The organism is Massilia psychrophila, from assembly GCF_002760665.1.
Lineage (GTDB): Bacteria > Pseudomonadota > Gammaproteobacteria > Burkholderiales > Burkholderiaceae_D > JAFCUW01.
In genome coordinates this window covers 1-13,495 of sequence record NZ_PDOB01000022.1, presented here as the reverse complement: position 1 = coordinate 13,495, position 13,495 = coordinate 1, and the positions used below count along the sequence as shown (strand labels likewise).

Annotated in this window: 9 protein-coding genes and 1 pseudogene; 3 read left to right on the top strand and 7 right to left on the bottom strand. The window is 65.8% G+C overall.

Annotated elements, in window-relative coordinates:
- Positions 1-266 precede the first annotated feature (266 nt).
- A complete protein-coding gene (locus CR103_RS13895) occupies positions 267-3,176 on the top strand; it encodes a hybrid sensor histidine kinase/response regulator (RefSeq protein ID WP_099916579.1) in 2,910 nt (969 codons plus the stop codon).
- Between the two features lies 1 nt (position 3,177).
- Complete coding sequence (locus CR103_RS13890; RefSeq protein WP_099916578.1) at positions 3,178-5,304, top strand: putative bifunctional diguanylate cyclase/phosphodiesterase; 2,127 nt, start codon at positions 3,178-3,180, stop codon at positions 5,302-5,304.
- A 37-nt stretch (positions 5,305-5,341) separates the two neighbouring features.
- Here CR103_RS13890 and CR103_RS13885 read toward each other — a convergent pair whose 3' ends face one another.
- Positions 5,342-7,702 carry a penicillin acylase family protein gene (locus CR103_RS13885; protein ID WP_099916577.1) on the bottom strand — a complete coding sequence of 787 codons (2,361 nt, stop codon included), beginning with the start codon at positions 7,700-7,702 and terminating at the stop codon, positions 5,342-5,344.
- A gap of 193 nt (positions 7,703-7,895) precedes the next feature.
- Here CR103_RS13885 and CR103_RS13880 point away from each other — a divergent pair, with 193 nt between their 5' ends.
- Positions 7,896-8,180, top strand: coding sequence for a hypothetical protein (locus CR103_RS13880; RefSeq protein WP_099916576.1), 285 nt, complete (start codon positions 7,896-7,898; stop codon positions 8,178-8,180).
- A gap of 87 nt (positions 8,181-8,267) precedes the next feature.
- On the opposite strand, the gene CR103_RS13875 is transcribed toward CR103_RS13880, so the two are convergent.
- The 6 genes and pseudogenes from CR103_RS13875 to CR103_RS22740 all read right to left on the bottom strand — a co-directional run.
- Positions 8,268-9,044, bottom strand: coding sequence for a DUF2334 domain-containing protein (locus CR103_RS13875; protein ID WP_099916575.1), 777 nt, complete (start codon positions 9,042-9,044; stop codon positions 8,268-8,270).
- Positions 9,031-10,164: a glycosyltransferase gene (locus CR103_RS13870; RefSeq protein WP_099916574.1), complete on the bottom strand. Its 1,134-nt coding sequence runs from the start codon at positions 10,162-10,164 to the stop codon at positions 9,031-9,033. Before CR103_RS13870 ends, CR103_RS13875 begins: the two co-directional genes overlap by 14 nt.
- 85 nt (positions 10,165-10,249) lie before the next feature.
- The gene (locus CR103_RS13865; protein ID WP_099916625.1) at positions 10,250-11,476 is read right to left on the bottom strand and encodes a CaiB/BaiF CoA transferase family protein; all 1,227 of its coding nucleotides are present in this window, start codon (positions 11,474-11,476) and stop codon (positions 10,250-10,252) included.
- Between the two features lie 17 nt (positions 11,477-11,493).
- Positions 11,494-12,084 carry a recombination mediator RecR gene (recR, locus tag CR103_RS13860; RefSeq protein WP_099916573.1) on the bottom strand — a complete coding sequence of 197 codons (591 nt, stop codon included), beginning with the start codon at positions 12,082-12,084 and terminating at the stop codon, positions 11,494-11,496.
- Between the two features lie 33 nt (positions 12,085-12,117).
- A complete protein-coding gene (locus CR103_RS13855; RefSeq protein WP_099916572.1) occupies positions 12,118-12,444 on the bottom strand; it encodes a YbaB/EbfC family nucleoid-associated protein in 327 nt (108 codons plus the stop codon).
- A gap of 69 nt (positions 12,445-12,513) precedes the next feature.
- Positions 12,514-13,495: pseudogene (locus CR103_RS22740) on the bottom strand (DNA polymerase III subunit gamma/tau); the annotation flags it as partial.

The window sequence follows — 13,495 nt, the reverse complement described above, 5'->3', positions numbered from 1 at the left end:
TTACGGTGCGTTCGTCGGCTCGCCGCAAGTTCCGCTTTCAGCGTCGGGAAGTGCAGCACATTACGCTAAGCACGCCGCCCTCCTTGTCGAATTTCCCTAGATAAACCTAACTGTTTCCTGTAAGACTGTGACCGTTTGCGACACATCAAAGGGAGAGGGAACCTTTCCCCGTATATTTTTCCTGCCGGAATTGCAATTCCATGCAGGGCCCGACCGATTCGCCCCATCCTTGCCCATCTTTTCAACGCCGCGCCGCAGGGTATGCCATGCTGAATTTTGAGCGCTCCAGCCTCAACCATAAACTGACGATCATTTCCTCCCTGTCGACTGGTACCGCCTTGCTCTTCGTATTCATCGCTTTCGCGGTGACGTCGGTGCTCAATCACCGCAAGGACGAAGGCATGCAACTGTCTTCGTTCGCCGGCGTGGTCGGCACCAACAGTGTCGACGCGCTGGTATTTAACGATCCCGATTCGGCGCGCGCTACCTTGTCGGCGTTAAAAGCCAAGGAGGAAATTTCTAAGGCCGCCCTGTTCGACCGCAACGGCAAGCTGTTTGCGCGCTACAGCGCGCCTGGCCGCGTCGAGGAGGCCGCCGACAAGATCGAGCCGGGCGGCATGGACGAAGACGCGCTGGCCGAGGCCAACGCCCAGGGCAGCATGTTTTGGTCGACGCGCATGCGGCTATACCGCCCCGTCACCGGCAACGACCATCAGGTCGGACTGGTGATGATCGAAGCGGACCTGACCAACATGTGGCTCGATATTTTCAAGAGCCTGGGCGTGATTGCGGCCGCGATGGGCGGCTCGCTGCTGGTGGCGCTGCTGCTGGCGAGCCGCTTCAAGAGCAGCATCGCCAGCCCGGTGGCCAAGCTGATCAATGCGGCGCAGAAAGTGTCGGCGAGCCAGAACTACACGCTGCGCATCCAGCACGACCGCACCGACGAGCTCGGCACTTTGATCGACAGCTTCAACGACATGCTGGCGCAGATCGAGGGCCGCGGCGCGGCTCTTACCCACCACCGCGACGAGCTCGAGCGCCAGGTCAGCGTGCGCACCGAACAGCTTGAAAAGGCCAAGAACGCGGCCGAGGCGGCAAGCCGGGCGAAGAGCGCCTTTCTCGCCACCATGAGCCACGAGATCCGCACGCCGATGAACGGCGTGCTCGGCATGACGGAGATGCTGCTCGGCACCAACCTGAGCGAGCTGCAGCGCAAATACACCAAGCTGGTCAAAAGTTCTGGCGAGCACTTGTTGGTAATCATCAACGACATTCTCGACTTTTCCAAGATCGAGGCCGGCAAATTGAGCGTCGAGTACATCAATTTCAATTTGTGGGATTTGCTCGACGACATCAACAACGTCTACACCCCGCAAGCCCAGGCCAAGGGCATCGGGCTCGATTTCGACATTGCCAACAACATCCCGATCTCGATCTGCGGCGATCCCAACCGGCTGCGCCAGATCGTTGCCAACCTGCTTGGCAACGCCATCAAGTTCACCGACCGGGGCCGCATCCTTGCCAAGGTCCAGGTCAACCGCGAGGACCAGCAATCGGTGGCGCTGCGCTTCGAGGTGCACGACACCGGCATCGGCGTCTCGCGCGAGGCGCGCGACCGCATCTTTGAGGCGTTTTCGCAAGCGGACGGATCAACCACGCGCAAGTATGGCGGCACCGGCCTCGGCCTGGCTATCTCGAAGCAACTGGTCGAGTTGATGGGCGGGAGAATTGGTGTCGATAATGCTTTAACGCAAGGCTCCATCTTTTGGTTCACGGTAAGTTTTGACAAGCGGCGCGTCGACCCTGACGAGCCTGGATTTTCCCTCACCGCCATTGAAGGACTCCGCGTTTTGATCGTCGACGAACATTTAGCCAGCCGCGAAGAACTCGAGCACCAGGTAGTGGCCTGGAAGCTCACGTGCGACAGCGTCGGCTCGGCCATGCAGGCGACCGAGCGGCTGGTATCGGCGGCGCGCGCCGGCCAGCCATACGATGTCGCCATCCTCGACATGGACCTCGAGCGCACCAGCGGCCTGTCGCTCGCCGCCGGCATTCGCGCCGATCCAGCCAGCCGCGCCACCCGCATCCTGCTGCTCAGCTCCGACCGGCTGGCGGCCGATCCGCAGCAACGCCGCGAAGCCGGCGTCGCCTACCAGCTGATCAAGCCGGTACGTCCGGGCGACCTGTTCGAGTGCATTGCCACCCGTCCGCGCAAAGGCGTCGCCGTCGCCCCGCTGGCCGAGCCGCCGGCGTCGGTACGCCAGGTCAGTGCCGGCACCCGCCAGCGCAGGGTACTGCTGGCCGAGGACAACCCGGTCAACGTCGAAGTGGCCACCGCGATGCTCGACAGTCTGGGGCTGGACGTCAGTTGCGCGCGCAATGGCGAGGAAGCGCTGCAGGCGGTGCGCGAGGGCCAGTACGACATCGTGCTGATGGACTGCCAGATGCCGGTGATGGACGGCTTTGCCGCCACTTCCGAGATCCGCCGTTTCGAACGCGACAACGGCCGTGCGCGCAAGGTGCCGGTCATCGCGATCACCGCCAACGCGCTGCAGGGCGACCGCGAATCGTGCCTGGCCGCCGGCATGGACGATTACCTGAGCAAGCCGTTCACCCAGCAGCAGCTGGGCGCGGTCATCGGCCGCTGGATCGCGCTGCCGCTGGCGTCGACGGTTCACCACGCCGAGCAGCGCCCTTCACTGCCGCCGCAGGTACTCGAATTTGTACAGCGCGAGTCGGTTCAACGCGAACCGGTTCAGCCCAAGCCGGTGCAGCCAAGCCCTGGCCAGAGTGTCCAGCCGAAACGCGGCGCCGGCTCACGCGACGTTATTAACCAGCATGCGCTCGACAACATTCGCGCGCTGTCGCCCGAGCGCGGCGGCGCGCTGGTCCAGCGCGTCATCAACGCCTACGTCGACGACACGCCGCAGCATCTGCAAACGCTGCGCGTCGCGATCGCCGGCTTTGACGCCGGCAACCTGCGCAAGGTCGCGCACAGTCTCAAATCGAGCAGCGCCAACGTCGGCGCCGAAACGCTGGCGCAAATGTGCAAGGACATGGAGCACCTGGGCCGCACCGACACCACCGAAGGAGCGGCCGGCATCCTCACCGACATGGAGCACGAATTCCAGGCTGTCCGGCATTCGCTCAGTGCCATCTTAGAGAAGGAACATTGACATGGCATCCCCCAACTCTACCAAACGCGGTGTCGTCCTGGTCGCCGATGATGATCCGGTCATGCGGCTCCTGATGCTCGAAATGCTCGGCCAGGTCGGACTCGACGGCATCGAAGCGGAAGATGGTGCCCAGGCCGTCGCCTACTTCCAGAGCATGTCGCCGGACCTGATCCTGCTCGACGTCGAGATGCCGAACATGGACGGTTTTTCGGCCTGCCGCGAGATCCGCCGCATCGAAACCGGCGCGCCGGTGCCGATCATCATGGTCACCGGCGGCGACGACATCGAGGCGGTCACCAACGCCTACGAAGTGGGCGCCACCGATTTCGTCTCGAAACCGATCAACTGGCCGATCCTCGGCCACCGCGTGCTGTACGTGCTGCGCGCTTCCGACGCCATCGTGCGCCTGCGCGCTGCCGACGCCCACAACCGGGCGGTTCTCGCGGCCATACCCGACACGTTTTTCCGCCTCAACCGCGACGGCTTCTACCTCGATTACGAGCCGGGCCACGAGCGCCCCGGCCACGGCAACATCTCCGCTTTTCCGATGGAAGCGTGCATCGGCAAGCACGTCACCGAGGTATTCCCGCGCGATATCGCCGAACGCCTGGTCGAACAGATGCGCGCGGTGCTCGACACCCAGCATATCCGCTCAGTCGATTACGAACTGGTGCGCTTCGGCGCCGTGCATCACTTCGAGGCGCGGCTGGTCGCCACGGGAGCGAGCGAGGTACTCGGCCTGGTGCGCGACATCAGCGAACGCAAACGCACGGAAGAACAGATCCGCCGCCTGGCCTACTGCGACAGCCTGACCGGTATCCCGAACCGCCAAGCCTTCCTCGAAACGCTGGAGCGCGAGCTGCACCGTTCGAAGACCGGCAACAAGAAGTTCGCCGTGCTGTTCATGGACCTCGACGCCTTCAAGCGCATCAACGACACGCTCGGCCACAACGTCGGCGACAGTCTGCTCAAGGTGGTTTCCGAGCGCCTGCGCGAAACCATCCGCCCGAGCGACCTGGTGGCACGCGGCGACCAGTCGCACAACCTGGCCCGTCTGGGCGGCGACGAATTCACCATCCTGATCCCGGACCTCGAACGGGTCGATCACGCGCTCAATGTCGCGCAGCGGGTCAAAGAAGCGATGCGGCGCCCCTTCCTTATCGACGGCAACGAGATTTTCGTGACCGCCAGTATCGGCATCTCGCTGTTCCCGGAAGACGGCGACGACTGCGATTCGCTGCTCAAGTTTGCCGACACCGCGATGTACCACGCCAAAAACTGCGGCAAGAACAACGCGAAGCTGTACAGCTCATCGCTGACGATGCAGATCATGAGCCACGTCAAACTCGAAGTCGGCCTGCGCAAGGCGCTCAAGAACCAGGAACTGTACCTGCTGTACCAGCCGCAGATCGAAGTGCGCACCGGCGAGATCGTCGGCGTCGAAGCGCTGGTGCGCTGGCGCCACCCCGAACGCGGCATCGTCTCGCCGACCGAATTCATTCCGCTGGCCGAAGAAACCGGCCTGATCGTGCCAATCGGCGAATGGGTACTGCGCACCGCCTGCAACCAGGCCATGGCATGGCATCGCATCGCCAGGCGCTCGCTGCGAATGGCGGTGAACCTGTCGGCCAAGCAGTTCAAGGACGAGAACCTGTCGCAGATCGTCATCTCGGCGTTGCATGACACCGGGCTCGATCCAAAAATGCTCGAACTCGAACTGACCGAAGGCACGCTGATGGATGACGCCCGCGCCACCATGGCCACGCTCGAGCAGCTGCGGGCGATCGGCGTGTACCTGTCGATCGACGACTTCGGCACCGGCTATTCGTCGATGAACTACCTCAAACGCTTCGACGTGCGGGCACTGAAGATCGACAAGAGCTTCATTTGCGGCCTGCCCCAGGACACCGAAAACGCCGCCATCACGCGCGCCATCATCGCGATGGCGCACGGCTTGAAGATGGTGGTAGTGGCCGAAGGCGTCGAGACCGACGAGCAACTGTTGATGCTGCAGGAGTACGGCTGCGACATGGTGCAAGGCTTTTACCTGGGCCATCCGTCGCCGCACGAGGCCATCACGCAGATCCTGCTGCAGCCGTGCGCGGCGGCGCCGGCGCCGGCGAAGTAGCCGAATAGCTCGTTAAACCGGCCGGCGGCAACGACGGCTACTTCTCGAAGCGCAGCGTATGAACGGCCGGCCCGGGCAGCAGCGGCACCGTCTCCCCCGCCACCCACGCCGCATGCCCGCGCAGGAAAAACGGCGATAGCGGGTGTCCGCTCTGCCCTCCCGGCATGTTGAAGACCCCTTGTTCCTCCTTGCCCGGCGTAAGCGTCATCCGTTCCGACTGGCCAAAATTGGGGCCCGCCACGCGCGGCATGTTGGCGTCGCCGGGAAGCGAGTCGGCCGGCGCCGCCAGAAAACGCCTCAACGCCGGCACGGCCCTGCTGATCGGATGCGCGATGGACGCCGTATTACGCGCGCCCCAGGTCGCCTTTGCCAGCGGCTCGCCGCCGGCGGTCAGCTGCGCGATCACCGCGTCGATCGCCGCCAGCTCGAGCGAGCGCCAGTTTGGATACGCCGCCGGCAGCCAGGACGCCGGCCGTTCGTCGAGCAGGCGCGCCACCACCGCCGGCCAGCGCGCACTGGCCGCGTTCATGCCGGCCTTGTCGTCGAGCGCGGCCATGTCGACGTTGGCGGCGCCGAACAGCAGGTCGTACAGCGCCCACATGAAGCCGCGCGCCAGCCGGTAGCCGGTCGAGTCGACGCTGGCGCGCCCGCGCCATCCCGTTTGCAGCAGGCGCAGGAATTCGGCGCGCTGCGGCTTGGCCGCAACAGCGGCGGCATCGAGCGCGGCGATCGCGCGCTGGCGCCAGCCGGCCATGAAAATCGCCCGGTCGTCGAGCGTGACGCCGTACACGGCCTTGAGGTCGGTATCGGCCCCGAGCGCCAGCAAGCCGTCGTGGATCTGACGGCCGCGCGCCCCAAGGTCGAAGCCGCCGTCGCCGATCAGCTGCGCGCCCGCCCCCATCAGCTGGCGGCTGTTTGCGCTCGACAGTTGTCTGCTGGCCGGATTGACGATGCGCGGATAGTTGGCCGGCGCCAGCGCGCCGTCCCAGGTAACCGCAGCCATCGCCCGGCGCGGCAGCATGCCGGTGATGGTCCAGCCGATGTTGCCCTTGTCGTCGCCGGCGATGAAATTTTGCGCCGGGATGCCGATCGTGGCCGCCGCCGCCAGCGCGTCCACCAGCGTGTCGGCCGTCTCCAGCTTGCGCTGGTTTAAATTGAGTGCGCCGGGCAGGTGCGCGATCCAGTGAATCGCGTAGGTGCGCCCGCCCGCCTGGCGCAGGGGACCGAGCGAGCTGTCGCGCACTACGAACCGGTGCGCTTTTGCGCCTTTTACCAGGATGGTCTCATCATGGCTTGCCAGCGTCTCCCAGCCGTTCGGCGTGCGCACCCGGGCCGGGTTGGCCGGATCGACATCGAGCGCGACCAGGTCGAGCAGATCGGCGTAGCTGTTGGTGTACCCCCAGGCCACATGGCCGTTGCTGCCGACGACAATCAGCGGCGGCGTACCCGGCAGCATGAGGCCGGCCATGCGGCGCGGCTTGCCGTCGGCGTCCTGGAACTGCAGCGCCAGCCGGTACCAGGTGGTCGGCAGTTGCAGACCGAGGTGCATGTCATTGGACACGATGGCGCCGCCGTCCCGGCTGCGGCTGCCGGCCACCGCCCAGTTGTTGCTGCCGACCGCATCGATGAAGTCGGCCGACGCTACCCGCAGCAAAGCGCTGCCGCCGCGCTGGCCCCACCAGCGCGGTGGCAGCGGCGGGATGGGTGTTCGACCAGGCAGCAGCGCCGCGTCGAGCGGCGTGTCCCATTCGGTGACATCCGGCAGCAGGAAAGCGCGCTGCGCCGGGTCGGTGTGCTCGACGATCCAGCCGCGCGCCAGCTTGCGCGGTTCCTGGCTGCCCTGCAAATCGAAAAACATCGCGCACACCACCAGCAGCGAATCGGCCGCGTTCCAGGCGCGCGGCGCGGTTCCGGTCAACGCGTATTCGAACGGCCGGGCTCCGAGCGCTTTCATGCCGTCGTTGACGCCAGCGACGTAACGGTCGATGAACTGGCGCTCGGCGGCCGGCATGGCTGCAAGCATCCGCTCGGCGCGCGCGCGAAAGCGGTGCAGACGATGCGCCTTGTCGGCCGCCAGCGCGCGCTCGCCGAACAGCTCGGCCAACTCGCCGGCGCCGACCCGGCGCAGCAAGTCCATTTGAAAAAACCGGTCCTGGGCGTGGATGAAACCGGTGGTGTAGGAAAGGTCGAGCCGGTTGCTCCCTTGCAGCAGCGGCACGCCGTATGTATCGCGCGCCACGCTGACGGTGGCAAACAGGCCGGGCGCGCGGCGCGTGCCGTCGAGCTGGGCCAGGCTGGCGCGCAAGAACAGCCAGGCCGCCAGCAACGCCAACGCCAACACGCCAACGCAGCTCAGCAAGACCCGCAACGACCAGCGTTTCAGTCCCGGATTGTGCATCGCACTCCCTTCCAATTAAAAAAACTAACAATAGTGACAGAAAATATTGATAATAAAAACAATTTCGCTGGCGGCGAAGCGACCGGTTTTCCGCGCCGGATTGATCTGGATCATGGATTGAACAGGCCTCGCCCTTAAGCTCAAACAAATAAACCGTTTACGGGGGCACGTTTTTCTTTGGAAAGGAATCGATATGCGACAGCTCTTGATTGTCGCGGCCAGCGCCTTCTTGCTGGCCGGCTGCACCACGCCGCAGGAGCGGGCCGCGCGCAAGCAGGCCGACATGGACCGCATCGTCGCCGAATACGGCCCGGCCTGCGTCCGGCTGGGATATCAAGCCAACTCCGACCCGTGGCGCAACTGCGTGCTGCAACTGAGCACCAAGGACGATATCCTGCGTTACGGCTCAAGCAATTTTTATGGCGGCTTCGGCCGTTCGCATTGGGGCGGCGGCGGGATGTGGGGGCCGGCCTGGTAAATCGATGCGCAAGTCCACGTCGGGTCAGCGTTCAGGCCGACATTAAGGCCGACACTCAGGCCGGCATGCAGATCCGCTCTCCTTGCGTCAGCCCAGCTCGCACATGGGAAGCGCGGACGCAACGAACGCGCTGGCGAAATTGCCCTTGGTGAGCGGCTGCCGATCAGCCAGCAGGCGCTCGACCAAGTGCTGGGCATGGCGCAGCAAAGCCGGATGGCGGGCGTCGGGCGGGTGCAGGCTCAGCCGTACCAGCGGCGCCGGCGCCAGCAGCGAGGCCATCGCGCCGGCCACACGCGGCGACAGCAGCCGGCCGCTGCGGTTGCGCGCCGCATACACCAGCGCCGGCGACGACAGCTTCCTGCCCGTCTGAAGCCAGTGAAAATAGCGCATCGTGGTGGTGTACTCGAACGGAAAACCGCGTAGCGCGCGCCACGCCGCTTCGCCCAACAGCCAGGCTGGCGGCACGAAACCGCGCACCGGCCATCCGCGCTCGCCGAACCAGGCCAGCCCGGATTCGATGCGCGACCTGGCATCTTCAATGTCAATGGCGGCGAACTCGCCTTCGTTTTGCGTGTAGACCGTGCGCAGGAAGCGGCTGCGCCAACTGGCGCCGGGCGCCGCGCTGTCGAGGTGGGTGTAGCCATGCAGCGCCAGTTCATGGCCTTGCGCCAGCACGCCGTTCAAGCCATCCTCCATTGCCGGCGCGGCCAGGGCGCGGCCGTGGTAGTGCGGCACCACCAGCCAGGTCAGCGGCACGTCGGCCACCGCGCGCAGCGCCGCATGCAGGCGCGCGCAGTCGGCCCACGTGTCGGGCGCGACATCGTGGATCGAGACGCACAGCGCTTTGGGCTCAGTCGGTTGCACAGATGCGATCGGCGTCGAATTCGGCGCGCTGGCGGCTAGCCAGCAGTTCACCGTAACGGTTCAGCAGTTGCGGCATCACCAGATTCCAGTCGTGGTGGTCCTGTGCCTTACGGCGCGCGTTGGCCCCCAGCGCCGCCAGGTCGCACTCGAACATGGCGGCGATTCCTTCGGCCAGGCTGGCGGCGCTGTCGGGCCGCACCAGCAGCCCGGTCTGCTCATCGACCAGCTCGGCCACGCCGCCGCCGGTCGCCACCACCGGCAAGCCGCAAGCCATCGCTTCGAGCGCGATCAGGCCGAAGGTTTCACAGTCGCCCGGATGAACCATCACGTCGCAGCTGGCCAACAGGCGGGCCAGCACGCGCTGGTCGCGCCGGAACGGGATATGGGTGATCTGCGGAAAACGCGGCAGCGCGGCGCCGCCACCGACCAGCACCAGGTGATACGGCCGGCCGAGTTTGCGCACCGCGTCGATCAGCACGTCGAGTTTTTTTTCCGCCGTAAAGCGCCCGGCGTAGACCAGCAGGCGCGCGTCCGGCGGCAAGTGCAAATGCTTGCGCAGGGTGTCAATGCGCCGTTGCGGGCGAAACACGTCGATGTCGATGCCGAGCGGCTGGTGGATGGCATCGGCAACGCCCATCTCGAGCAACTGCTGCACCATCAGCCGGCTCGGCGCCATCACCATGTCGAACTGACGGTAAAGCCGGGCGAGGTAAGCACGGGTGCCGCGCATCGCCACCGCACCGAAGCGGTTGGCAATCAGCCGCGGCAGATCGGAATGATAGAAAGCGACTGCCGGAATGCCGAGCTCGCGCTTGACCCGCAGCGCCGCCCAGGCGCAGTGGCCGGCGTCGCCCGCTTCGATCAGGTCAGGCTGCAGCGCGCGCAGGATGCGCGCTGGGGAGGCGATCGTAAGCGGCATGCGGTAGCCGTGGATGCCAGGAAACGCAATCGCCGGGACTTCGCGCAGCGCCGGCGCCCTGCCGCCGCTGTGCACGTTCGGGCTGACGATGGTGTGGGCGATGCGGCTGTGCCGCGCCAGCCAGCGCGCCTTGGCGTTCAGGTAGGTGCTGACGCCGCCGCCTTCCGCGGCATAAAACATCGTGATGTCGACCAGATGCATGCTCGAGGGTCCATCGTGAGTAAGGCTCACGATAGCAGCGCGCCACTAGCGCGGTTTGCGCACACTCAAAACGGGTCAAGGCACTTTATACCACGCCGTCACGCCGAAAAATAGCGATCTCGTCACTACTGTAGCCGAGCTCGAGCAGCACCGCGTCGGTGTGCTCGCCCAGCGTCGGACCGAGCCAGCGCGTCACCCCTGGCGTGGCCGACAGCTTGGGCGTGATGGCCGGCATCTTGACCGGCGTGCCGTCGGCAAACTGGTGCTGCTCGAACATCCCGCGGGCGAGAAACTGCGGGTCGCTCATCATGTCGCGCACCGAATAGATTTTTCCGGCCGGCACATCGGCCGCCCGCAGCACCGCCAGCGCGCTGTCGATGTCGAGGCCGGAGCACCAGGCCTGGATCGCGCAATCGATCTCCAGGCTGCGCGGCACCCGGCCGTCGTTGCGCGCCAGACCCGCGTCGCCGGCCATGTCGATGCGGCCAATCGCCAGCATCAGACGTTTGAAAATGGCGTCGCCATTGCCGGCGATGACGATGCTCTCGCCGTCGGCGGTGGCGTAGGTATTCGACGGCACGATGCCGGGCAGCGCGCCGCCGGTTCGCTCGCGCACCACGCCGGCGTAGTCGAACTCAGGCACCAGCGACTCCATCAGGTTGAACACCGACTCGTACAGCGCCACGTCGACCATCTGGCCCTGGCCGCCAGATCGCCCGCCGGTCGCATCGCGGTGGCGCAGCGCCATCATCGCGCCGATCACGCCGTGCAGCGCCGCCACAGAGTCGCCGATCGAGACGCCCACCCGCACCGGCGGACGGTCCGGAAAACCCGACACATGGCGCAAGCCGCCCATCGATTCGCCGATCGCGCCAAAACCGGGCTGGTCCTTCATCGGCCCGCTCTGGCCAAAGCCGGACAGGCGCACCATGATCGCGGCCGGATTGTCGCGCTTGAGCTGTTCGTAGCCGATGCCCCATTTTTCGAGCACGCCAGGACGGTAATTCTCGATCACGATGTCAGCGGCCAAAGCCAGTTTTTTGGCGATGGCGCAGCCGCGCGCATCCTTCATGTTTAACGTCAGCGATTTTTTGTTACGGGCCTGGACCGACCACCACAGCGAGGTGCCGTCCTTGAGCACGCGCCACTTGCGCAGCGGGTCGCCGCCATCGGGGGTTTCGATCTTGATGACGTCGGCGCCAAATTCGGCCAGCATGCGCGCGCAGAAGGGACCGGCGATCAGCGTGCCCAGTTCGAGCACCTTGATGCCGGCCAACGCCCCCGGTCCCATCGGCGTATTCTTTGCGTCCATGGCGTCCATCGCGTTTGCTATGTGGCGCGGCGGTCGAGCATCGCGCGCGCAATGGTGCCGGCGTCGACGTACTCGAGTTCGCCGCCGACCGGCACCCCGCGCGCCAGGCGCGACACGCGCAGCCCGCGCGCCTTGAGCATTTCGCCGATGTAATGGGCGGTGGCCTCGCCCTCGTTGGTGAAATTGGTGGCCAGCACCACCTCGCCGACGACACCGTCGGCAGCGCGCCCGATCAGCTTTTCAAGGTGAATGTCCTTCGGGCCGATGCCGTCGAGCGGAGAGAGCCGCCCCATCAGCACGAAATACAGGCCCTTGTAAGTCAAGGTCTGTTCGATCATCATCTGGTCGGCCGGAGTTTCGGTCACGCACAGCAAGGTGCGGTCGCGCGCGTCGTCCTGGCACAGGCTGCATACCTCGGTTTCGGCGAAGGTATTACACAGCGCGCAGTGGTGCACCGTGTCGACCGCCTGGTATAGCGCGCGCGACAGCATCGCCGCGCCCTCGCGGTCGTGCTGCAGCAAGTGGAAAGCCATCCGCTGCGCCGACTTCGGACCGACGCCGGGCAACCGGCGCAAAGCCTCGGTCAGGAAATCGAGCGACTTCGACATTGGAGGATCAAAGAAAGATCAATCACTGACGGCTCAAAACGGCATCTGGAAGCCTGGCGGCAGCGCCATGCCGGCCGTCATGCCGCTCATTTTTTCGGCCGACGTCGCTTCGGCCTTGCGCACGGCGTCGTTAAACGCGGCGGCGACCAGGTCTTCGAGCATGTCCTTGTCGTCAGCCAGCAGCGACGGGTCGATCGACACGCGCTTGACGTCGTTCTTGCACGTCATGACGATCTTCACCAGGCCGGCACCGGACTGGCCCTCGACTTCAATCAGCGCCAGTTGCTCCTGCGCCTTCTTCATATTGTCCTGCATGGCCTGGGCTTGCTTCATCAGGCCTGCGAGCTGGTTCTTCATCATGATGGTGTTCTCCGAAATCTAAAAGGGTGACAAATACAGTGACAAATTATAGGGCATTCGACGGCAGGCTCAGGCCGCGCCCGAAGGCGGACGCACCGAGCCCTGGACCACGAAGGCGCCCAACTGGCGCCCCATCTCCTGCACGAAGACGTCGCCGGCGACAGTCGCCTCGGCCTGCTGCATGCACTGCTCGCGCCAGGCCTGGGCCTCGACGCCAGCGGTGAACCAGACCGGGCCGAGATCGATTTCGACCGCGACCCGGGTGCGCGGAAAACGTTCCTGCAGCGCAGCCGCCAGTTTTTCGGTATTGCCGCTGGCGCGCAAGGTATCGATCGGTGCGCGCAGGCGGAACGTGCTCTGGTGGCCGTCGCTGGTGCACCCGACCAGTTCGGTCTGCATCGCCAATTGCTGCGACACGCCGCGCAAGGCCAGGGTCGCCGCCAGCGCCGGCCAGTTGCCATCCCATTCGATGGCGGGCACCGGCGTGATGATATACGGCGCGCGCGCTGCGGCGCTCGCGCGGGCCGGCACGATCAATGCGGCGGCTGGCGCTTGCTGCGCCAGCGCGGTATCGTCGGAAAATTCGGTGACCCAGGATGGCGGGCCTTCGTCCTCTTCCTCAACCTGGCGCGCGGCCTGCACTACCGGCGCCGCTGCGGCGGATGGCGCCCCTGGCTGATCCCAGGGCGGCGGCGGCGACGGCGCGGCGGCGGGTGCGGGTGGCGCAGGCTCCGGTTCTGGCTGGGACGGCGGCGCCGGCGCAGTTGCTGGCGCTTGTGCTTGTGCTTGCGCGCTGGCGGCCGCCTGGTTCGACATCGCGGTCGGCCGCTTTGGCGCGGCGTTCTGGCCGCGGCTGGCCGAACGGGCTGCCTCGAGCGCGGCGTTGATGGCGGCGCGCGCCGAGTTCATCGCCGGCGCACCGGTGGCGACAGCCGCCGGCGGCATTGCGGCGTAGCTCGGCGCTTGAATTTGCGCCGGCATCGGCCGTGCCTGCTGGAGTGGCGCGGCCGGCGCCGTCACGGCCGCGTGGCTGGCCACCGCTGCCGACGCC

Bases quoted from the DNA above. Each gene is read 5' to 3' on its own strand.
- CR103_RS13895 (WP_099916579.1), top strand. From the start codon at position 267: ATGCTGAATTTTGAGCGCTCCAGCCTCAACCATAAACTGACGATCATT.
- CR103_RS13890 (WP_099916578.1), top strand. From the start codon at position 3,178: ATGGCATCCCCCAACTCTACCAAACGCGGTGTCGTCCTGGTCGCCGAT.
- CR103_RS13885 (WP_099916577.1), bottom strand. From the start codon at position 7,702: ATGCACAATCCGGGACTGAAACGCTGGTCGTTGCGGGTCTTGCTGAGC.
- CR103_RS13880 (WP_099916576.1), top strand. From the start codon at position 7,896: ATGCGACAGCTCTTGATTGTCGCGGCCAGCGCCTTCTTGCTGGCCGGC.
- CR103_RS13870 (WP_099916574.1), bottom strand. From the start codon at position 10,164: ATGCATCTGGTCGACATCACGATGTTTTATGCCGCGGAAGGCGGCGGC.
- CR103_RS13865 (WP_099916625.1), bottom strand. From the start codon at position 11,476: ATGGACGCAAAGAATACGCCGATGGGACCGGGGGCGTTGGCCGGCATC.
- recR (WP_099916573.1), bottom strand. From the start codon at position 12,084: ATGTCGAAGTCGCTCGATTTCCTGACCGAGGCTTTGCGCCGGTTGCCC.
- CR103_RS13855 (WP_099916572.1), bottom strand. From the start codon at position 12,444: ATGATGAAGAACCAGCTCGCAGGCCTGATGAAGCAAGCCCAGGCCATG.